The organism is Sphingomonas sp. GW821-FHT10F09, assembly GCF_058809195.1.
In genome coordinates this window covers 211710-229104 of the sequence record NZ_JBXASI010000003.1, presented here as the reverse complement: position 1 = coordinate 229104, position 17395 = coordinate 211710, and the positions used below count along the sequence as shown (strand labels likewise).

Genomic DNA, 17395 nt, shown 5'->3' with positions numbered 1-17395 from the left:
CGGGGCGTCCGCAGCACCCGGACGCGAATCTCTTCCGCCCCCTTCCTCGCCGGGAAGGGAGGCGTCAGGGTCGCCATGCGAGGAACCGCTCCAGCATCGCAAGGCCGTAGCGCTGGCTCTTTTCGGGGTGGAACTGGACGCCGAGCATCGTGTCGCGCGCGATCGCGGCGGTGACCAGGCCGGCATGGTCGCTGGTCGCGATCACGTCGTCGCCCTCATAGGCGTAGCTGTGCAGGAAATAGGCCTCGCCCGCGGGGACCAGCGCGTGGTCGGCCACCGGGCGCACGTCGTTCCAGCCCATATGCGGCACCTTGGCCTCCATTGTGCCGGGTTCGAGCCGGCGGACTCGCCCGCGCACCCAGCCGAGGCCGCGGTGCTGGCCCATCTCCTCGCCGACATCGGCCATCAGCTGCATGCCGACGCAGACGCCCAGGAACGGCGCGGCCTCTCGGCGGACGCGGCGTTCCATCGCCTCGACCATTCCCGGCACGCCGCGCAAGGCGGCCGCGCAGGCGCCGAAGGCACCGACGCCGGGCAGGACGATGCGATCGGCCTTCGCCACCACGTCGGGATCGGCGGTGACGGTCATGTCGGTCGCGCCCGCCGCCCGCAGCGCATTCTCGACCGAGTGCAGGTTGCCCGCGCCATAGTCGATCAGCGCGATCGTCATGACGACAGCAGGTCGGCGAGCGGCGTCGCCGCCATGCTCGCGGTGAAGGGGATGACCTCAGCGCTCGCCAGCCCCTTCGACACGAACGGATCGTTGGCGATCAGCGCGTCGACCTCGGCCCGGTTGCCGATCGCGATGATGATGCCGCCGGTGCGCGGCTGCTTGCGGCCGGAGGCGAGCAGCAGGCCGTTGGCATAGGCATCCGACAGCCAGTCGACATGCGCGCCCATCGCCGCATCGATCGCGCCGATGTCATCGCCATAGGTCAGCGACACGACGCAGAGGTCGGTGCCGGGGCGGGTGAAGGGTTCGGTCATAGCACGCCCTTGGTCGAGGGGATCGCGTCCGCCTTGCGCGGATCGATCTCGACCGCGGTGCGCAGCGCGCGGGCGAGGCCCTTGTACGCGGCCTCGACGATATGGTGGTTGTTGGTGCCGTACAGCGTCTCGACGTGCAGCGTGATGCCGGCGGTCTGCGCGAAGCTGTGGAACCAGTGTTCGATAAGCTCGGTGTCGAGCTCGCCAAGGCGCGAGACGGTGAAGGCGGTCTTCCACACCAGCCACGGCCGGCCGGAGATGTCGAGCGCGACGCGGGTCAGCGTTTCGTCCATCGGGCTGAGCGCATCGCCGTAGCGGCGGATGCCGCGCTTGTCGCCGAGCGCCTGCGCCACCGCCTGGCCCAGCGCCAGCGCCGAATCCTCGACGGTGTGATGGCCGTCGATATGCAGGTCGCCGTCCACCTTCAGGTCGATGTCGATCAGGCCGTGGCGGGAGAGCTGTTCGACCATATGATCGAGGAAGCCGATGCCGGTGTTGATCGAATAGACGCCGGTGCCGTCGAGATTGACGGTGACGTCGATCCGCGTTTCGGCGGTGGAGCGGTTGATCGTGGCGGTGCGCATCGTCACGCTCCATAGCGTGTGTGGCGGCACACACAATCTTGACCCCGCCGTCCGGTCCGCTACCCAAGGGGCATGACCGACGGCCTGCCAGATAGCCTTATCCCGTATGACGAGATCGTCCAGGAGGCCTTGCGTGCCGTCGTGGGCCGCGTGCTTGGCTCCGTCGCCGAATCGGGCGGCCTGCCGGGCGAGCATCATTTCTACATCACGTTCAAGACGCAGGCGCTGGGCGTCGACATCCCGCAGCGGCTGATCGAGCGATTCCCGGACGAGATGACGATCGTCCTCCAGAACCGCTATTGGGACCTGCTGGTCGACGAGCGCAAATTCTCGGTCGGGCTGAGCTTCAACCAGGTGCCGTCCAAGCTGGTCATTCCCTATTCGGCGATCACCGGATTCCACGATCCGGCGGTGAATTTCGAGCTGCGCTTCCAGGCGACCGAAGACCCGAGCGACGGGCCGGAGCCGCATGACGAGGCGGAGAACGACGGTCCCGCGGTGACGCCGGCGGCGGACGGGTCGAACGTCGTCAGCGTGGATTTCAAGCGGAAGAAATGAGCGCGGCCGGCGATCCGGAGATCGTCTCCGCGCCGTCCGAGGCGGATCGCGAGGCGATCCTGGCGCCGCTGGTCGCCTATAACGAAACGATGGTCGGCCCGACCGAGCGGCATACGGTCGCGATCGTGCTGCGCGACGCGGACGGGGCCATCATCGGCGGGCTGTGGGGCCTGACCGGTTTCCGCTGGCTGTTCGTGCAATATCTGGCCGTACCGCCCGCGCTGAAGGGGCAGGGGCGGGGTCGTGCGCTGATGCTGGCGGCAGAGGACGAAGCGCGGCGGCTGGGCTGTGTGGGCATATGGCTCGACACGTTCAGTTTCCAGGCGCGCGGCTTCTACGAGAAGCTGGGGTATGACGTCGTCGGCCGGATCGACGATTTCCCGCCGGGCGAGGCGCGGTTCTTTCTGCGCAAGCGGATCGACTGACCGCTTCGTGCGGTTGTTGGATATGACCACACGCACCGAAACCGATTCGATCGGGCCGATCGAAGTTCCCGCCGACGCCTATTGGGGCGCGCAGACCGAACGTAGCCTCGAGAATTTTCCGTTCGGCCCGCGCGAGCGGATGCCGGTGGAGATCGTCCATGCGCTGGCGATCGTGAAGCAGGCGGCGGCGCGGGTGAACCGCCGGCATGGCCTTGCCGCCGACACGGCGGGCGCGATCGAGGCCGCGGCGGAAGAGATCGCGGCCGGCCGGCTCGACGACCAGTTCCCGCTGGTGATCTGGCAGACGGGCAGCGGCACCCAGTCGAACATGAACGTCAACGAGGTGATCGCGGGCCGCGCCAACGAGGTGCTGGCGGGCACGCGCGGCGGCAAGACGCCGGTACATCCGAACGACGACGTCAACCGCGGCCAGTCGTCGAACGACAGCTTTCCGACCGCGCTCCACGTCGCGGCGGCGCTCGCGGTGACGCGGGACCTGTATCCCGCGCTCGACCGGCTGCACGCTGCGCTGGCGGCGAAGGCGGCGGAATGGGACGATCTGGTCAAGATCGGCCGCACGCACCTGCAGGACGCGACGCCGCTGACGCTGGGGCAGGAATTTTCCGGCTACGTCCAGCAGCTGGCCAATGCACGCGACCGGATCGCGGGGACGCTGGAGCGCAACATCATGCCGCTGGCGCAGGGCGGCACCGCGGTCGGCACCGGGCTCAACGCGCCGCCGGGCTTTGCCGAGGCGGTGGCGGCCGAGATCGCGGCGCTGACCGGCCTGCCGTTCGTCACCGCGCCCAACAAGTTCGAGGCGCTGGCGTCGAACGACGGGCTGGTCGACCTGCACGGTACGCTCAACGTGCTGGCGGTCGCGCTGACCAAGATCGCCAACGATATCCGCCTGCTCGGGTCGGGGCCGCGCTCCGGCCTCGGCGAGCTGGAGCTGCCCGCCAACGAACCCGGCAGCTCGATCATGCCCGGCAAGGTCAATCCGACGCAGGCCGAGATGCTGACGATGGTCGCGGCGCAGGTGATGGGCAACAATGTCGCGGTTACGGTCGGTGGCTTGCAAGGCCATATGGAACTCAACGTCTTCAAGCCGTTGATCGGCGCGAACGTGCTCCGCTCGATCGCGCTGCTCAGCGTCGGCATGCAGAGTTTCGCCGAGCGGACGGTGGACGGGCTGAAGGCCAATCGCGAGCGGATCGGCGCGCTCGTCGAACAGTCGCTGATGCTGGTCACCGCGCTGGCGCCGGAGGTCGGCTACGACAATGCCGCAAAGATCGCCAAGCACGCGCACCAGACGGGGCAGACGCTGAAGCAGGCCGGGCTGGAGCTGGGCCTCGTCGACGCGGGGACGTTCGACCGGCTGGTGCGACCCGAGACGATGATCGGTCGCTAGCGGCGCGGTCGTCACGAGGAACTTCCCCGCGGTTCGCGCGCTTCGAAGCACCACACCGCAAGGGGCATGATGTGAGCACGACAACCACGGGCGCGCTGATCGGCGCGGCGATCGATTCGATATCCGGAGACGACGGCGTCGCCGACGGCGCGATCATCGGCGCGGTAACCGCGAACGTGCTCAAGATCGTGCTGCCGCTCGCCGTCACCTATGCGGTCGGCTGGGCGGTGCTGCGCGGTGCGACGGAGCTCAAGGACCAGGTTTTCGGAAAGGTGGAAGCATGATCGGCAAGATTATCGGTGCGCTCGTCGGGCGCGAAATGGGTCGTCGCGAGGGCGGCAACGGCATGAAGGGCGCGGCGATCGGCGCGCTGACCATGGGCGCGATGCGCCGGATGGGCCCGCTCGGCATGTTGCTCGGCGGCGGCTATGTCGCCAAGAAGGCCTATGACCGCCGCCGCGGGCGGATCTAACCCGCCTGCCAGATGCGGATCGCGTCCACAGGCGCGATCAGCATCAGCAGGTTGAGCGTCAGGTTGTCGCGGATCGCGGCGAGCGCGACCAGTTCGAGCATCACGACCAGCCCGGCGCTCGCCCACCATGGCAGGCGCCGGGCGATCGCGAATCCGAACATCATCATCGCGATGTCGCTGATCGAATTGAGCACGCTGTCCCCGGTATAGCCCCAGGCCATGGTGACGCTGCGATAGCGATCGATGATAAGCGGCGAGTTTTCTAGGATTTCCCACCCAGCCTCGATCGTCACCGCGACGACCAGCCGCGCGGTCCATGGCCAGCGGCGCAGCGCGAGCCAGGTGATGCCGTAGAAAAGCAGGCCATGGACGATATGGCTGAGGCTGTACCAGTCCGAAAGCTGCTGGCTGTTCTGGTCGGACTGGACCGCGCCGTGCCACCATGCGATCCGGCCGCACGGGCAGATCGCCGACCGGCCCATCAGCAGCAGGATCGCGGCGGTGGCGACCAGCAGCAGCGGGATCAACCACGCACTTTTCGCGGCGAGCCGGCCACCGATGCTTGACGCCCGCCCCACCCAGACGCCACTAGCGCGCATGCCGTCGTCCCTCCCCACCGATCCGCACAACTTCCGCCGCCGTGGCGTCCTGTTCGTGCTGTCTTCGCCATCCGGCGCGGGCAAGTCCACCATCGCGCGCAAATTGCTGGCCGACGAACCCGAACTGGCGATGTCGGTGTCGGCGACGACGCGGACGATCCGGCCCGGCGAAACCGACGGCAAGGACTATCATTTCGTCGACCTCGAGGAATTCCGCCGCATGGCCGCGGAGGACGAATTCCTCGAATGGGCGCACGTCTTCGGCCATCGCTACGGCACGCCGCGCGCGCAGGTCGAGGAGATGCTGGCGGCGGGCAAGGACGTGCTGTTCGACATCGACTGGCAGGGCGCGCAGCAGCTGTTCCAGATCGCCGGCGGCGACGTCGTCCGCGTGTTCATCTTCCCGCCGTCGATGGCGGAGCTTCGCACCCGCCTGACCAACCGCAACACCGATTCGGCCGAGGTGATCGACGCGCGGATGGCGCGCGCCGCCAACGAGGTCAGCCACTGGGACGGCTATGACTATGTGCTGGTCAATGACGACGTCGACCAGTGTTTCAAGGGCGTGAAGACGATTCTGGCCGCGGAACGGTTGAAGCGGTCGCGCCAGACCGGCCTGATCGGCTTCATCCGACGCCTGACCCGGGTCGCCGAAACGCACTGATCGCGGCCGTTAAATCTCCAGCGCGGACAGGAACGCCCACGCCGCGTCGAATTCGCGCCGCTTGTTGGCGCGTGCCTGCGTCGCGAGGCTGTCCTCGCCCCACATCTCCGCCTGCCAGTCCTCATCGACGTGCGCGGCCGCCCACAGGCTGTCCGCATCGCCCGCGCGTTCGACCAGCGCGAGCGCGAGCACCAGCGATCCGGTGATCGTCACCACCGGCGACAGGCCCGCCAGCCGGAACGGATCGAGCGCCGCCACCGCCTCGTCGAGGCGCGCGAGCGTTGCCGGCGGCTGGGCGCGGTGGACGATGCCGGCGGTGGTTTCGAAATGCACGTCGTAGCGTGCGCGCGCCCAGTCGAGCCACGGGTCCCACGCGGCCTTCTGCCGGTCGGTCAGCGGATCGGGCGTCTCGGCTCGATAATAGAGCAGATCGCTGTCGCCATAGGCGGCAAGGCCGGCGGCGAAGGGTGCTGGCGCGGGCGCGATCCGGTCGATCGCGGCATTGGCCAGCCCGGTCAGCGGCATCGCCCGCGGATCGACCGTCTCCGGCACCGCGCGCCATTCCGCCGCGACCAGCGCCGCGAGCGCGTCGGTCGGCAGCGCGAGTGGCACGCGGCCGGGCGTCCGCACCGGCCGGCCGTCCAGCGTCACGACGCGATCGGCGTCGACCGCCACCTCGGTCCAGAAGCGCTTCATGACCCGGGCGGGGTCCGCCAGCGATGCGCGAGGCTCGCCGGCACGATCGCGACCACCGCCAGCGCCGACAGGGTGATCGCGACGCCGAGCACCTTCACCGGCCAGTCGGGCGCGCGCACCGCCAGCACCAGCCCGAACACCGCGCCGAGGCTGCCGACGATGCGGCTGCCGACGATGCCGAGCCAGCGGCGGCGGGCGCGTGCCTCCTCCGCCGTCATGCGAGCAGGCCCGGCAGTGCGGCGACACGGTCGGCGACGACGTCTGCGCCGCCATCGATCAGGTCGCCGACGTCGTGATAGCCCCAGGCGACGCCGACCGCGCGTGCGCCCGCCGCCTTGGCCATCGCCATGTCGAAACTGGTGTCGCCGATCATCGCGCTGTTCTGCGGCGTCGCGCCTGCTTCGTCCATCGCCGCGAGCAGCATCGCCGGATCGGGCTTGGACGGATGGCGGTCCGCGGTCTGCAGGGTGACGAACCGGTCGGCGATATCATGGTGTGCGAGGATATGCGCCAGCCCGCGATCCGACTTGCCGGTCGCGATGCCGAGCGTCCAGCCGTCCGCCGCGAGCGTCCGCAGCACGTCGCCGATCCCCTCGAACAGCGGCTCCTCCGCCATCGCGCCGCTGGTGCGCAGGCGGAAGAACGCGTCCTTGTAATCCGCCGCCATCCGCCGGTGCTGCGCGTCGTCGGCGTGCGGCAGCAGCGCGCGGATCGCCTCGACCAGGCTCAGCCCGACGATGCGCCGGATCGCCGGCCGCGGCGGCGCGGGCAGGTTGGCGATGCGGAACGCTTCCTCCATCGCGACGCAGATATTGGCCTGGCTGTCGACGAGCGTGCCGTCGCAGTCGAACACGGCGAGCCGGATCATCCCGCGGATCAGTCCTTGGCGCCGCGCCGGCGCCGCTCGCCGCGATGCTCCTTGCGCATCGACTTGGCATGCGCCTTGGCGCGCTGCTTGAGCACGGCCTTGGGCGGCGGCCCCTTCTTGGCTTCCTCGAACGGCATCGCATCGCCCTTCGCCTCGTCGAAGCCGAGGGTGGCGAGGCTCTCGGCGAAGTGCGTCGGCAGGCTTGCGGTTTCGTCGATGCTGCCGCCGTCGGGATGGTCGACGCGGATGCGGCGCGCGTGCAGGTGCATCTTGCGGCTGATCCCGCCGGTCAGGAATGCCGCCGCGCCGCCATATTTGCCGTCGCCGACGATCGGATGGCCGATCGCCGCCATATGGACGCGCAGCTGATGCGTACGGCCGGTGAACGGCTGCAACTCGACCCAGGCGCACCGGTTGCCGGCGCGTTCGATGACGCGATAGCGGGTGCGCGCGGGCGAGCCGTTCTCCTCGTCGACATGCATCTTCTCGCCGCCGGTGCCGGGCTGCTTGCCGATCGGCAGGTCGATGACGCCATCCTCGATCGAGGGGACGTCGACGATCAGCGCCCAATAGATCTTGCGCGCGGTGCGGCCGGAGAAGGCCTTGGCGAAGAACGCGGCGGCGCGGCTGGTACGGGCGACGAGCAATGCGCCCGACGTGTCCTTGTCGAGGCGGTGGACGAGCTTCGGTCGCCCTTCGGCATCATATTGCAGCGCGTCGAGCAGGCCGTCGACGTGATCGATCGTCTTGGTGCCGCCCTGGGTGGCGAGGCCGGGCGGCTTGTTGAGGACGAGCGCCTGCAGGTCCTTGTGCATCACCATCTCGCGCGCGAAAGCGGTCTGGTCCTCGCTCAGCGGCGCGCGTTCGCGCTTCGGCTTGGCGACGACGACGCCGGCCTCGTCCTTGATCTCGGGTTCGGGCGGCGGCACGCGCAGCGTCTGGCCGGCCTTGATCCGGTCGCCCGGCGTGGCGCGCGATCCGTCGACGCGAAGCTGGCCGGTGCGCGCCCATTTCGCGACGGTGGTGAAGCTGGTGTCGGGCAGATGCCGCTTGAACCAGCGATCGAGCCGGATGCCGTCGTCGTCATAGCCGACGTTGAACTGGCGGATGCCCTGATCCCGGATCGCCTTGCTATCGTCGCTCATGCCAGCGTGCCTCCGGTGCGGGTCATCGCCAGCCCGGCGAACAGTGCCAGCACCGATCCGGTCACGGATAGCAAGGCGTAGAACAGCGCGGTGCCGGGTGCGCCGCGTTCAATCAGGGTGACGACGTCGAGGCTGAACGCGGAAAAGGTGGTGAAGCCGCCGAGCACGCCGACGCCGGCGAACAGCCGCCACGCCTCGCCCGACCCGGCGACACGCGCCAGGCTGCCGGCCAGCGCGCCCATCAGCAGCCCGCCGATCAGGTTGACGGCGAGGGTGCCGTAGGGAAAGTTCGGTCCGAACAGCGAAAGCGCGGCGCGGCCGGTGAGATAGCGTGCACCGCTACCCAGGGCACCGCCGACCATGACAAAGACAAGAGGCATGCCGCTCGCCCTAAAGCAAGAACGGCGTCAGGGGAATGCAGGCCGCACGCCGCCGCGTCAGCGGACCAGGCCGGCGGCCCGCAGCGCATCGTCGATGATCGCGGCGACGCCGGTCGCCTCGCGCCGGGGTGTCGGTTCGGGCCTCAGGCGCTGCGGCTCGCGGGGCGCGGCGGTGGAGGCGGACGTGCCGGTCGCCACGGGGGCGGGCGCGATGCCCCAGAAGGCGGCGATCCGCCGCGTCGAGGAAATGCCGACGTCGAGCATGAATGCGCCGGCGGTGCCGCCCGCCTCTGCCCCGCGCGTCGCGATCGGCGTGCCATGGCCCATGCCGGCGATGCGGTGATCCTCGATCACGGTCCGGCCCGCGGCGTCCTGCCACGTGCGATGCACGTGATCGCCGGTGGCGCTGCGCGATGCCGGCACGTCGGCGACACCGTGCAGCGCGCGCCACTGGGCCAGGATCGCTTCTGCATTCGCATCCTGCACCGTCACATCCGAATCGCCGTGCCACACCGACAGCGTCGGCCAGCGGCCGTCATGGCGCGACGCGTCGCGCGCGAGCGCGCCGAGCGCGGCATCGTCGGGCATGCCGTGGCCGCGCATCCGGTCGAGCGCCTGCACGACGCCCATCGCGGTGCCATAGGGCAGGCCGCCGATGATCGCGCCGCCGGCGAACAGCTCGGGATAGGTCGCCAGCATCACCGCGGTCATGGCGCCGCCGGCGGACAGGCCGTTGATGAAAATCCTGTCGGGATCGATATCGTGATCGTCGCGGATCGCGGCGATCATCTCGTGGATCGACTGCGCCTCGCCATGGTCGCGGCTGACGTCTTCGGGGGCGAACCAGTTGAAGCAGCGATTGGGATTGTTGGCGCTCTTCTGTTCCGGAAACAGGAGGACGAACCCCTGTTCGTCCGCGAGCCGCGACCAGCCTGCGCCCAGGTCGTAGCCGGCGGCATTCTGCGTGCAGCCGTGAAGGACGACGACCAGCGCCGGCCGCGGACGGACGGAAGAGGGCACGTACAGGCGCGCGCGCAGATTGCCGGGGTTGCGGCCGAAGCCGTCGAGGTCGGACAACCGGTCCGGGCCTGGGGCCCGGGCCGACGGGGGAACGCCCCGCGCGGCGGCCAACCGGCCGATGGTGTCGGACAAACGTCGCATGCGCGCACTCCGCGTAAGGGCAGGATCGCCGGCAGACGTATTGATGCTGCGCTGCACAATATGGGGCAGTGGCGAAAGATCGCAAGCGATGATCGCCTTGATCTGCGGCAGGAGTGTTGCCTTACCCGCGCGCCGGATGGCCGCGGAAGGTCAGGTCAGCGGACCAGCAGGTCGACGTCGCTGCCGCCGTCGGAGTTGGCGGTCGCATAGACGACATAGGCGGCATCGCCGCGCGTGCCGCCCAATATGTGCTGCGCGCCCGACGCCTGATGCTCGGCGGAATAGCCGGCGCGGCTGACGCGGGCATTGTACCAGTCGAGGATGCGACCGACCGGCGCGGCGCTGGTGAAGCTGACGACGCGCAGCCCGCAGGCGTCGTTGCCGGCGGCCTCGCGGACGCGTGCGTCGGGATAGAGCGGTACCTCGGCGGGCAGACGGTTGGCCCAGCCGGCAGAATAGGTCACGCGCTGCGCGCAGCCGCCGTTGCCCGACTGGCGTGTCGCAAGCTCGCCCAGCGTCAGCGCGCCATCGGCCTTGCGACAGGCCGGGCAGTCCTTGCCGGCGGCGGGGACGGGCTTCAGATCCGCGGCGCGCACGCCGTCGCCGCCGCGCGCGGGGTCGACCGGCACCGACAGCGGGTCGGGGCGGCTCGGCGGGCGCACGACATTGGTGTTGGCGCTCTGCGTCAGCGCGGGATCGACCATGATCTGGTCGTGCAGCGCCGCGGTCAGCGCCGGATCGCGCGCGTTGCCCGTCCCCGATCCGGTCAGTTCCCGATCGAGGCTGTCGAGATCCTGCTGCGATGCGGGTTCCTTGCTGCACGCGGCGAGCAGCAGGACGGACAGGAGAAAGGCACGATTCGTCGTCACGCGATGGTCATGGCGCAGCCGCCGTTAAGGTGCCATCGGCGTTGATGGTTAACCGAACGTCACACGATGGCCGCTTGTCCCGTGCCGAGACAGCGGCCATGTTGGCGCCATGCTCAATATCGTTTCCATCGCGATCGGCCTCGTCACCCTGGTGCTGGGTCTCGTCGCTTTCATTCCGTTGCTCGGCTGGATGAACTGGCTCGTCATCCCGATCGGCATCGTCGGCGCCGCGCTGGGTGCGATGTCGTCGTCGAACGGCGGTCGCAACCTCAACCTCGTGCTGATCGTGATCTTCGCGATCCGCCTCAGCCTGGGCGGCGGCATCATCTGAGGACGTGAAAAGGGCCCGGTGTCGCCACCGGGCCCTTCGTCATTCCTCGTCGAGGATCAGCGACAGGTGACCTGACCGCGGTCGATCGACCGGCCGAGCAGTGCGCCGCCGCCGGCGCCGACCAGCGTGCCGAGCAGGCGCGAACCGCCGCCGGCGATGACGTTGCCGAGCGCGCCGCCAGCAAGGCCGCCGACGATCAGGCCGGTCGTGCCATCGGTGCGGCGGCAGTAATAGCGCCCGTTGTTGCCGCGATAGATGCGGTCGTTACGACCGAGCCGGCGCGTCTGGTAATAGCGGCCGTCGCGATAATATTGATCGGCGAAATAGGCGCGCTGGCCGTGGGGTAGGCGGTTGTAATCGTAGTTGCGATACTGGCGCCAGTCGTCGCGGCGGTCTTGACGGATGTCGCGCAGGTCGCCGCGGCGGTCCTGACGGGCATCGCGGACCTCGTCGCGATATTCGCGGCGGGCATCGCGGACGTCGCGACGCGAATCGGCGTTGCGCAGGTCGCGGCGATAATCCTGACGGGCGTCACGCACCTCGCCGCGATACTCCCGGTTCGCCTCGCGGCGGGTGTCCTGGGCGGCGGCGGGGATCGCCGAGACGATCGTCGCCGCAAGTGCGGCTGACAGGAAGGCGATACGCATGGGTCTGGCTCCTTGATGGACGTGCCCACAGAACCAGCGGACGGCCCGCCGGGTTGCGTGAACGGCAAACTACGTCGCGTTCACCACCCCGACAGGCCGTCCCGGCGGATCAGCCGAAGGTGGTCGCCAGCGTGATGTCGCAGTTGAGGACCTTGGAGACCGGGCAGCCGGCCTTTGCTTCGTTGGCGATGCGTTCGAATTCCGCCTGATCGATGCCCTCGACATGACCGGTCAGCGTCAGCGCGGACTTGGTGATGGTGAAGCCGTCGCCGTCCTTGTCCAGCGTCACTTTGGCATCGGTCTTGAGATTGCCCTGCGCATGGCCTGCACCGGCAAGCGCGAAGCTGAGCGCCATCGTGAAGCAACCGGCATGCGCCGCCGCGATCAGCTCTTCGGGATTGGTGCCGGGACCATCCTCGAAACGGGTGCCGAAGCCGTAGTTGCTGTCACTGAGCACGCCCGACTGGGTCGTGATCTTGCCCTTGCCGTCCTTGCCGAGGCCGTCGTAGCTCGCCGAAGCGCTGCGGGTGACCATGTGTCGATAACTCCTTGAGGGTTGCCGGTCCCATACGCAGAAGGGGCGCCGCGAGTTGCCTCGCGACGCCCCTTTTCCGACCGAAACGGCCGCCCGCTTAGCGGCAGCGGCGCTTGCCGCCGCGGTCGATCTCGCGACCGAGCAGGCCACCGGCGACCGCGCCGCCCAGTGTGCCGACCGTCCGGTCGCCGCGGGTATCGATCGTGCGACCGAGCAGGGCACCGCCGACCGCGCCGACCACGGCACCGGTCGTGCCGTCGGGCTTGCGGCAGCGGACGCGGCCACGATTGTCGCGCCACTCGCGATACTTGTAGCGCTGCGCACCGGCCTCGGACACCGGCACGACCATGGTGGCGGGCAGGACCATCGCGGCGCAACCCATGGCGAGCATCAACTTACGCATAAAAATCACTCCCGTTCTCGAAACTTGTGATGTGCTAACGTCGGTCAACATAACGGGGTTGCATGAACCTGAAACAACGTTCCGTTCAGGAAACGACCGGTGGTTCCACCGCCGCCTGCGCGCGGCGTTTGCGATAATGGTTGGCGACCAGCGTCGCGCCCAACAAGAAGCCGCCGGGAGCGAGCAGGACGACGGCGGCAAGGCCGATCTGGGATCTGGTGACACGCATGAGGACGGTCGTAACGTCGTTCGCGTGAACGGCGGGTTGCGGATCAGAACGGCAGTTTGAAATGCAGCATCGCGCGTGGACTGCTCTGGCCGTTGGGCAACGTCCCCTGTTCGGCCGCCGCCGACATGCGCACCTTGCCTGCCAGCCCGGTTTCGGCGCGCACCGGTCGCCCGGCGTAGCGATCGGGGTCGATCTGCGGCAGGCGGTCGGTGTCGCGGGCGCGGGCACAGACGACGATGTCGCCCTGCGCATCGGGTTCGTTGCACGGCGTCGCGACCGGGGTCGGCCGGACTGGCCGCAACTCGGCGGGAACCGGCGGACCGGCCACCGCCTGCATCGCCATCATCACCGCCAGCCGCATCGCATCGCCTCCCGATGGCTCAGCGTGGTGCGCGATTGCGGCGGGGGAAAGGCGGATCAGCGATAGTTGAAGCTGATGCTGATCCGTTCGCCCTTGGCGGCATTGGGGACGACTTCGTGTCGCAGCCAGCTTTCCCACAGGAAGACGCTGCCGGCCCTGGGTTCGGCATAGACGAAGGTCGCGTGATCCTCGCCCGCGTCGGCGCGGCGGGTGGGGGCGGCCATCATCATCGGCAGGCGCGGATCCTCCAGCTTCAGCGCGCCGGCGCCGGGGGGCGTGGCGACATAGATCGTGCCGCTGACCGCGCTGTGCGGGTGGATATGGCCCGAATGCGTGCCGCCGGGCTTGAGGACGTTGACCCACAGGCTGTCGAGCTTGAGCTTGCGCCCGCCGAGGTCGAACGCGCACGCTTCGGCAAAGCGCGCGACATGCTTGTTGAGCAGGCGGACCAGATCGGCGAAGCGCGGATCGCGCGCGGGCAGGTCGTTCAACGAGGCGTAGGAGGTGTAGCCGCGATAGCCGTGGGCCTTCGACCAGGCGACGCCGGCGCGGTCCTGCCGCGCGAGGTCGAGGCAGGCATCCTCCAGTTCCTCGAGCAGCGCGGCGTCGCCGAGGTCGTCCTCGTAGAAGCGGGTGGCGAACAGGGTGCGGATCGTCATGGCGCCAGCCTCATAGCGACATCGTTCATGAACCGCACGTCGTCGCCCGCGGCGAGCCACGGCGCCTCCGCCCCGATCGCGCCGAGCATGCCGGCAAGGTCGTCCATCTCCGCCTTGGCGTAATTGCCGAGCACATAGCCGGTGACGCGGTCCTTGTGGCCGGGATGGCCGATACCGAGCCGGACGCGGCGGAACTCCGGCCCCAGATGCTGGTCGGTCGAGCGCAGTCCGTTATGCCCGGCGGTGCCGCCGCCGCGCTTCACCTTCACCTTGAACGGCGCGAGATCGAGTTCGTCGTGGAAGACGGTGAGCGCGTCGGGGCCGAGCTTGTAGAAGCGCAGCGCCTCGCCGATCGCGCGGCCGCTCTCGTTCATGAAGGTCGCGGGCTTGAGCAGCAGCACCTTGTGGTTGCCGATCCGCCCCTCCTGCGTCCAGCCCTGGAACTGCTTTTTGACCGGCGCGAAGCCGTGCATGTCGGCGATCAGGTCGAGCGCCATGAAGCCGACATTGTGCCGGTGCAGCGCATATTGCGGCCCCGGATTGCCGAGCCCGGCCCAGATCTGCATGGCGGTTGGGTCCTTCGTCCAATGACGGAATAACACGAAAAAGGGCAGGGGAGCTTGCGCCACCCTGCCCCCTTCAACGGTTCGACGAAGGGGATCAGCCCTCCTTGGCGTCGTCCCCGGCGTCGGTCGCTTCGGCTTCGGCCGCAGCCTCGGCAGCCTGCGTCTCGGCGACTTCGGCCTCGAGCGCCTCGTCCTGCGCGGTCGGGACGGTCGGCGGCACGATCGTGGCGATCGCGAAATCGCGGTCGTCGATCGCGGGCTTCGCGCCCTTTGGCAGCGTCACGTCGCTGATGTGGATCGAATCGCCGATCTCGCGACCCTTCAGCGAGATCGTGATCTCCGAGGGGATGTCGGCGGCATCGACGATCAGCTCGATCTCGTGGCGGGTGACGTTCAGCACGCCGTTGCCGCGCTTGATGCCGGGGCATTCGTCTTCGTCGGCGAACACGACAGGGACGGCCACGGTCACTTCGGTGTGCTCACCGATGCGCAGGAAGTCGACGTGCACCGGACGATCGGTGACCGGGTGGAACGTCACGTCCTTCGGCAGCGTGCGCTCGCCGGAGACCATGATGACGGAATTCATGAAGTGACCGGTCATCAGCGCCTTCATCAGCGCCTTTTCCTCGAGGTGGATCGAGGTCGGTTCCTTGTTCTGGCCGTAGATCACGGCGGGGACGCGGCCGTCACGACGCAGCGCCCGGGAGGCTCCCTTGCCAACCCGGTCGCGCGTCTCGGCTGCGAGCGTAATGGTGTCGCTCATGCAGATAACCTTCCGAAACGTGCTTGTATGTGCTTCCGCGCCACGCCTCCAGGGATGACCATGGCCGGAAGCGGGGGCGCTTAGCGGAAGGGGGCGCGAAAAGCAACTCGGCGTCGCGCACAGGCAACCATCCTCAATATCGGACCCGCTCCGCCTTGACCCCCAGCTTCGCCAGATGGGCCTGCACCGAATCCGGCCCGGCCAGATGCCCCGCACCCACCGCGACGAACACGGTTCCCGGAGTCGCCATCCGCTGCTTGATCCACTGCGCCCAGCGCGCGTTGCGGTCGGTGAGCAATACCTTGGCGACCTCCGGCGAGCTCTTCAGCTCGTCGTTCATCTCGCGTGCCAGCGCGTCGGGGTCGCCCTTCGCCCAATCCTCCACCATGTTGGCCATCTGGCTGTCGAGTTTTGGCAGTTCGTCGACGGTGCTTTCGAGGAACTGCAACTGCGCGGCGTCCGACAGGCTGCCGAAGAAGCCGAGCTGCTGTTCCGGCGTCTCCAGCCCCGTCAGCGGCTTGTTCGCCTGTTTCGCCGCGGCGGTGATGACCTCCTCCGGCCCGTTGGTGCTGTCGTAGCCGAGCTTCGACAAGGGCGCGACCGACAGCTGCGTCGCCGCCAGCCACGGTTTGTACCGGTCGAGCGCATTGGCGGGCAGGCCGAGGTCGGTCACCGCCTTGGTGAAGGCGGCGCGCTTGCCCTCGGGCAGGCGCTGGGTCAGCGGCGGAGTGCCCGGCGCAGCGACGCCCGTCGCCTGCACCAGCCCCTGCATCGTCGCGGGATCGGGCATCACGATCTCCAGCTTCACCTCGTCCGACCGGTCGAACGCGGTCTTCACCGCCTCGTCGAACCAGGTCAGGCCGGGTTTCAGCACATGGATCGTGCCGAACAGATAGACCGTCGTATCCTTGTCCTTCACCACCCACAGCGCGGGATCGGCATCGTTCGCGGCCGGGGAGGGCGCGGGCGTGGCGGGCTGCTGCGCGCAGGCCGGCAGCGCGAGGCTGAGCGCGATCGCCGATATCGCGGCGCCAAGGGTTCGGATCATGCGGGAACGGTGTCCTGAAGTGAAGCTCGCCCCATAGCTAATGCCGCGCTGCACCACTTGCTAGACGCCGCCTCATCCGCCAAAGCCGCAGGCGCAATGGCCGCCACACCGCTTTCCTTCCAGAAGATGATCCTCACGCTCCATGACTATTGGAGTGACCGGGGCTGCGTGATCCTCCAGCCGTACGACATGGAAATGGGCGCGGGCACCTTCCATCCGGCGACGACGCTGCGCGCGCTCGGGCCGGACACGTGGAACGCCGCCTTCGTCCAGCCGTGCCGCCGCCCGACCGACGGGCGCTACGGCGAGAACCCCAACCGGCTGCAGCATTATTACCAGTATCAGGTGATCCTGAAGCCCTCGCCGCCCGACCTGCAGGAGCTGTATCTCGGCAGCCTCGCGGCGATCGGCGTCGACATGACGCGCCACGACATCCGCTTCGTCGAGGACGATTGGGAATCGCCGACGCTGGGCGCCTGGGGGCTCGGCTGGGAGGTCTGGTGCGACGGCATGGAGGTGACGCAGTTCACCTATTTCCAGCAGATGGGCGGCTTCGACATGAAGCCGGTCGCGGGTGAGCTGACCTACGGGCTCGAGCGGATGGCAATGTACATCCAGGACGTGGACAACGTCTACGACCTCAAATTCAACGACAACGGCGTGAGCTACGGCGACGTGTTTCTCGAAAACGAGAAGCAGATGTCGAAGTGGAATTTCGAGGTCGCGGACACGGCGACGCTGTTCGACGCCTTCAGGAAGGCGGCGGCGGAGTGCGAGAACAGCCTTGCCGCCGGCTTGCCGATCCCGGCCTACGAACAGGCGATCAAGGCCAGCCACACCTTCAACCTGTTGCAGGCGCGCGGCGTCATCTCCGTCGCGGAGCGGCAGGCCTATATCGGCCGCGTCCGCGACCTCGCCAAGGGCGCGTGCGGCGCGTGGATGGAGAAGAACGGGTGGGCGGCGTGAGCGCTCTCGGCGCCGTCAGGCGGTCAGACGATATGTTCACGCGAAGCCGCGAAGCCGCGAAGCTGTCG

At 68.5% G+C, this 17395-nt stretch carries 28 protein-coding genes; 8 read left to right on the top strand and 20 right to left on the bottom strand.

What is annotated here, in order from left to right:
- Window positions 1-64: 64 nt before the first annotated feature.
- From hisH to hisB, 3 genes are read right to left on the bottom strand one after another with little or no spacing between them, the layout of a single operon-like run.
- Window positions 65-670: an imidazole glycerol phosphate synthase subunit HisH gene (gene hisH, locus AC1RTO_RS11730; RefSeq protein WP_493161024.1), complete on the bottom strand. Its 606-nt coding sequence runs from the start codon at window positions 668-670 to the stop codon at window positions 65-67.
- A complete protein-coding gene (locus AC1RTO_RS11725) occupies window positions 667-987 on the bottom strand; it encodes a YciI family protein (protein ID WP_493161023.1) in 321 nt (106 codons plus the stop codon). Before AC1RTO_RS11725 ends, hisH begins: the two co-directional genes overlap by 4 nt.
- Complete coding sequence (gene hisB, locus AC1RTO_RS11720) at window positions 984-1571, bottom strand: imidazoleglycerol-phosphate dehydratase HisB (protein WP_293872918.1); 588 nt, start codon at window positions 1569-1571, stop codon at window positions 984-986. Before hisB ends, AC1RTO_RS11725 begins: the two co-directional genes overlap by 4 nt.
- 72 nt (window positions 1572-1643) lie before the next feature.
- Here hisB and AC1RTO_RS11715 point away from each other — a divergent pair, with 72 nt between their 5' ends.
- The 5 genes from AC1RTO_RS11715 (at window position 1644) to AC1RTO_RS11695 (ending at window position 4437) form a co-directional block, all read left to right on the top strand.
- Window positions 1644-2129, top strand: coding sequence for an SspB family protein (locus AC1RTO_RS11715; RefSeq protein WP_493161022.1), 486 nt, complete (start codon window positions 1644-1646; stop codon window positions 2127-2129).
- Window positions 2126-2554, top strand: a complete 429-nt coding sequence (locus tag AC1RTO_RS11710) for a GNAT family N-acetyltransferase (protein WP_493161021.1) — start codon at window positions 2126-2128, stop codon at window positions 2552-2554. The genes AC1RTO_RS11715 and AC1RTO_RS11710 overlap by 4 nt, the downstream gene beginning before the upstream one ends.
- A 22-nt stretch (window positions 2555-2576) precedes the next feature.
- A complete protein-coding gene (fumC, locus tag AC1RTO_RS11705) occupies window positions 2577-3965 on the top strand; it encodes a class II fumarate hydratase (protein WP_493161020.1) in 1389 nt (462 codons plus the stop codon).
- A 71-nt stretch (window positions 3966-4036) separates the two neighbouring features.
- Window positions 4037-4249 (top strand): hypothetical protein, encoded by a 213-nt coding sequence (locus AC1RTO_RS11700; RefSeq protein ID WP_493161019.1) that lies wholly within the window; start codon window positions 4037-4039, stop codon window positions 4247-4249.
- A complete protein-coding gene (locus AC1RTO_RS11695) occupies window positions 4246-4437 on the top strand; it encodes a hypothetical protein (protein WP_293872911.1) in 192 nt (63 codons plus the stop codon). Before AC1RTO_RS11700 ends, AC1RTO_RS11695 begins: the two co-directional genes overlap by 4 nt.
- Here the strand turns inward: AC1RTO_RS11695 and AC1RTO_RS11690 are convergent.
- Entirely contained in the window at window positions 4434-5036 is a 603-nt protein-coding gene (locus tag AC1RTO_RS11690) for a DUF2585 family protein (protein WP_493161018.1), read from the bottom strand. The genes AC1RTO_RS11695 and AC1RTO_RS11690 overlap by 4 nt on opposite strands.
- Here AC1RTO_RS11690 and gmk point away from each other — a divergent pair.
- Window positions 5035-5700, top strand: a complete 666-nt coding sequence (gene gmk, locus AC1RTO_RS11685) for a guanylate kinase (protein ID WP_293872909.1) — start codon at window positions 5035-5037, stop codon at window positions 5698-5700. The two genes, AC1RTO_RS11690 and gmk, sit on opposite strands and share 2 nt — an antisense overlap.
- A 9-nt stretch (window positions 5701-5709) precedes the next feature.
- On the opposite strand, the gene AC1RTO_RS11680 is transcribed toward gmk, so the two are convergent.
- From AC1RTO_RS11680 to AC1RTO_RS11650, 7 genes are all read right to left on the bottom strand, one after another.
- Window positions 5710-6396: an ATP12 family chaperone protein gene (locus AC1RTO_RS11680; RefSeq protein WP_493161017.1), complete on the bottom strand. Its 687-nt coding sequence runs from the start codon at window positions 6394-6396 to the stop codon at window positions 5710-5712.
- The gene (locus tag AC1RTO_RS11675) at window positions 6393-6614 is read right to left on the bottom strand and encodes a hypothetical protein (RefSeq protein ID WP_493161016.1); all 222 of its coding nucleotides are present in this window, start codon (window positions 6612-6614) and stop codon (window positions 6393-6395) included. The genes AC1RTO_RS11680 and AC1RTO_RS11675 overlap by 4 nt, the downstream gene beginning before the upstream one ends.
- Window positions 6611-7264 (bottom strand): HAD-IA family hydrolase, encoded by a 654-nt coding sequence (locus AC1RTO_RS11670; RefSeq protein ID WP_493161015.1) that lies wholly within the window; start codon window positions 7262-7264, stop codon window positions 6611-6613. The genes AC1RTO_RS11675 and AC1RTO_RS11670 overlap by 4 nt, the downstream gene beginning before the upstream one ends.
- A gap of 8 nt (window positions 7265-7272) precedes the next feature.
- Window positions 7273-8409 (bottom strand): RluA family pseudouridine synthase, encoded by a 1137-nt coding sequence (locus tag AC1RTO_RS11665; RefSeq protein WP_493161014.1) that lies wholly within the window; start codon window positions 8407-8409, stop codon window positions 7273-7275.
- On the bottom strand, window positions 8406-8789 hold the full coding sequence (gene crcB / locus AC1RTO_RS11660; RefSeq protein WP_493161013.1) for a fluoride efflux transporter CrcB: 384 nt from the start codon (window positions 8787-8789) through the stop codon (window positions 8406-8408). Before crcB ends, AC1RTO_RS11665 begins: the two co-directional genes overlap by 4 nt.
- A gap of 57 nt (window positions 8790-8846) precedes the next feature.
- On the bottom strand, window positions 8847-9866 hold the full coding sequence (locus AC1RTO_RS11655; protein ID WP_493161012.1) for an extracellular catalytic domain type 1 short-chain-length polyhydroxyalkanoate depolymerase: 1020 nt from the start codon (window positions 9864-9866) through the stop codon (window positions 8847-8849).
- 239 nt (window positions 9867-10105) lie between these two features.
- Window positions 10106-10819, bottom strand: a complete 714-nt coding sequence (locus tag AC1RTO_RS11650) for a hypothetical protein (protein WP_493161011.1) — start codon at window positions 10817-10819, stop codon at window positions 10106-10108.
- Between the two features lie 109 nt (window positions 10820-10928).
- Here AC1RTO_RS11650 and AC1RTO_RS11645 point away from each other — a divergent pair, with 109 nt between their 5' ends.
- Window positions 10929-11150, top strand: a complete 222-nt coding sequence (locus AC1RTO_RS11645) for a hypothetical protein (RefSeq protein ID WP_493161010.1) — start codon at window positions 10929-10931, stop codon at window positions 11148-11150.
- 56 nt (window positions 11151-11206) lie between these two features.
- Here AC1RTO_RS11645 and AC1RTO_RS11640 read toward each other — a convergent pair whose 3' ends face one another.
- The 9 genes from AC1RTO_RS11640 to AC1RTO_RS11600 all read right to left on the bottom strand — a co-directional run bounded on the left by AC1RTO_RS11640 (window position 11207) and on the right by AC1RTO_RS11600 (window position 16361).
- Entirely contained in the window at window positions 11207-11797 is a 591-nt protein-coding gene (locus AC1RTO_RS11640; RefSeq protein ID WP_493161009.1) for a glycine zipper 2TM domain-containing protein, read from the bottom strand.
- A 109-nt stretch (window positions 11798-11906) separates the two neighbouring features.
- Window positions 11907-12332 carry an OsmC family protein gene (locus AC1RTO_RS11635; RefSeq protein WP_493161008.1) on the bottom strand — a complete coding sequence of 142 codons (426 nt, stop codon included), beginning with the start codon at window positions 12330-12332 and terminating at the stop codon, window positions 11907-11909.
- A gap of 97 nt (window positions 12333-12429) precedes the next feature.
- On the bottom strand, window positions 12430-12735 hold the full coding sequence (locus AC1RTO_RS11630; protein WP_493161007.1) for a glycine zipper 2TM domain-containing protein: 306 nt from the start codon (window positions 12733-12735) through the stop codon (window positions 12430-12432).
- Window positions 12736-12820: 85 nt separating this feature from the next.
- Complete coding sequence (locus AC1RTO_RS11625) at window positions 12821-12964, bottom strand: hypothetical protein (protein WP_493161006.1); 144 nt, start codon at window positions 12962-12964, stop codon at window positions 12821-12823.
- A gap of 43 nt (window positions 12965-13007) precedes the next feature.
- Entirely contained in the window at window positions 13008-13325 is a 318-nt protein-coding gene (locus AC1RTO_RS11620; RefSeq protein ID WP_493161005.1) for a 5'-nucleotidase, read from the bottom strand.
- A gap of 56 nt (window positions 13326-13381) precedes the next feature.
- Complete coding sequence (locus AC1RTO_RS11615) at window positions 13382-13984, bottom strand: TIGR02466 family protein (protein ID WP_493161004.1); 603 nt, start codon at window positions 13982-13984, stop codon at window positions 13382-13384.
- A complete protein-coding gene (pth, locus tag AC1RTO_RS11610; RefSeq protein WP_493161003.1) occupies window positions 13981-14550 on the bottom strand; it encodes an aminoacyl-tRNA hydrolase in 570 nt (189 codons plus the stop codon). Before pth ends, AC1RTO_RS11615 begins: the two co-directional genes overlap by 4 nt.
- Window positions 14551-14644: 94 nt before the next feature.
- Window positions 14645-15313: a 50S ribosomal protein L25/general stress protein Ctc gene (locus AC1RTO_RS11605; RefSeq protein ID WP_293872887.1), complete on the bottom strand. Its 669-nt coding sequence runs from the start codon at window positions 15311-15313 to the stop codon at window positions 14645-14647.
- A 133-nt stretch (window positions 15314-15446) separates the two neighbouring features.
- Window positions 15447-16361 (bottom strand): TraB/GumN family protein, encoded by a 915-nt coding sequence (locus tag AC1RTO_RS11600; RefSeq protein WP_493161002.1) that lies wholly within the window; start codon window positions 16359-16361, stop codon window positions 15447-15449.
- A 96-nt stretch (window positions 16362-16457) separates the two neighbouring features.
- Here AC1RTO_RS11600 and AC1RTO_RS11595 point away from each other — a divergent pair, with 96 nt between their 5' ends.
- The gene (locus AC1RTO_RS11595; protein ID WP_493161001.1) at window positions 16458-17327 is read left to right on the top strand and encodes a glycine--tRNA ligase subunit alpha; all 870 of its coding nucleotides are present in this window, start codon (window positions 16458-16460) and stop codon (window positions 17325-17327) included.
- The last annotated feature ends 68 nt before the right edge of the window (window positions 17328-17395 follow it).

Bases quoted from the DNA above. Each gene is read 5' to 3' on its own strand.
- hisH (WP_493161024.1), bottom strand. From the start codon at position 670: ATGACGATCGCGCTGATCGACTATGGCGCGGGCAACCTGCACTCGGTC.
- AC1RTO_RS11725 (WP_493161023.1), bottom strand. From the start codon at position 987: ATGACCGAACCCTTCACCCGCCCCGGCACCGACCTCTGCGTCGTGTCG.
- hisB (WP_293872918.1), bottom strand. From the start codon at position 1,571: ATGCGCACCGCCACGATCAACCGCTCCACCGCCGAAACGCGGATCGAC.
- AC1RTO_RS11715 (WP_493161022.1), top strand. From the start codon at position 1,644: ATGACCGACGGCCTGCCAGATAGCCTTATCCCGTATGACGAGATCGTC.
- AC1RTO_RS11710 (WP_493161021.1), top strand. From the start codon at position 2,126: ATGAGCGCGGCCGGCGATCCGGAGATCGTCTCCGCGCCGTCCGAGGCG.
- fumC (WP_493161020.1), top strand. From the start codon at position 2,577: ATGACCACACGCACCGAAACCGATTCGATCGGGCCGATCGAAGTTCCC.
- AC1RTO_RS11695 (WP_293872911.1), top strand. From the start codon at position 4,246: ATGATCGGCAAGATTATCGGTGCGCTCGTCGGGCGCGAAATGGGTCGT.
- gmk (WP_293872909.1), top strand. From the start codon at position 5,035: ATGCCGTCGTCCCTCCCCACCGATCCGCACAACTTCCGCCGCCGTGGC.
- AC1RTO_RS11690 (WP_493161018.1), bottom strand. From the start codon at position 5,036: ATGCGCGCTAGTGGCGTCTGGGTGGGGCGGGCGTCAAGCATCGGTGGC.
- AC1RTO_RS11680 (WP_493161017.1), bottom strand. From the start codon at position 6,396: ATGAAGCGCTTCTGGACCGAGGTGGCGGTCGACGCCGATCGCGTCGTG.
- AC1RTO_RS11675 (WP_493161016.1), bottom strand. From the start codon at position 6,614: ATGACGGCGGAGGAGGCACGCGCCCGCCGCCGCTGGCTCGGCATCGTC.
- AC1RTO_RS11670 (WP_493161015.1), bottom strand. From the start codon at position 7,264: ATGATCCGGCTCGCCGTGTTCGACTGCGACGGCACGCTCGTCGACAGC.
- AC1RTO_RS11665 (WP_493161014.1), bottom strand. From the start codon at position 8,409: ATGAGCGACGATAGCAAGGCGATCCGGGATCAGGGCATCCGCCAGTTC.
- crcB (WP_493161013.1), bottom strand. From the start codon at position 8,789: ATGCCTCTTGTCTTTGTCATGGTCGGCGGTGCCCTGGGTAGCGGTGCA.
- AC1RTO_RS11645 (WP_493161010.1), top strand. From the start codon at position 10,929: ATGCTCAATATCGTTTCCATCGCGATCGGCCTCGTCACCCTGGTGCTG.
- AC1RTO_RS11640 (WP_493161009.1), bottom strand. From the start codon at position 11,797: ATGCGTATCGCCTTCCTGTCAGCCGCACTTGCGGCGACGATCGTCTCG.
- AC1RTO_RS11635 (WP_493161008.1), bottom strand. From the start codon at position 12,332: ATGGTCACCCGCAGCGCTTCGGCGAGCTACGACGGCCTCGGCAAGGAC.
- AC1RTO_RS11630 (WP_493161007.1), bottom strand. From the start codon at position 12,735: ATGCGTAAGTTGATGCTCGCCATGGGTTGCGCCGCGATGGTCCTGCCC.
- AC1RTO_RS11625 (WP_493161006.1), bottom strand. From the start codon at position 12,964: ATGCGTGTCACCAGATCCCAGATCGGCCTTGCCGCCGTCGTCCTGCTC.
- AC1RTO_RS11620 (WP_493161005.1), bottom strand. From the start codon at position 13,325: ATGCGGCTGGCGGTGATGATGGCGATGCAGGCGGTGGCCGGTCCGCCG.
- AC1RTO_RS11615 (WP_493161004.1), bottom strand. From the start codon at position 13,984: ATGACGATCCGCACCCTGTTCGCCACCCGCTTCTACGAGGACGACCTC.
- pth (WP_493161003.1), bottom strand. From the start codon at position 14,550: ATGCAGATCTGGGCCGGGCTCGGCAATCCGGGGCCGCAATATGCGCTG.
- AC1RTO_RS11605 (WP_293872887.1), bottom strand. From the start codon at position 15,313: ATGAGCGACACCATTACGCTCGCAGCCGAGACGCGCGACCGGGTTGGC.
- AC1RTO_RS11600 (WP_493161002.1), bottom strand. From the start codon at position 16,361: ATGATCCGAACCCTTGGCGCCGCGATATCGGCGATCGCGCTCAGCCTC.
- AC1RTO_RS11595 (WP_493161001.1), top strand. From the start codon at position 16,458: ATGGCCGCCACACCGCTTTCCTTCCAGAAGATGATCCTCACGCTCCAT.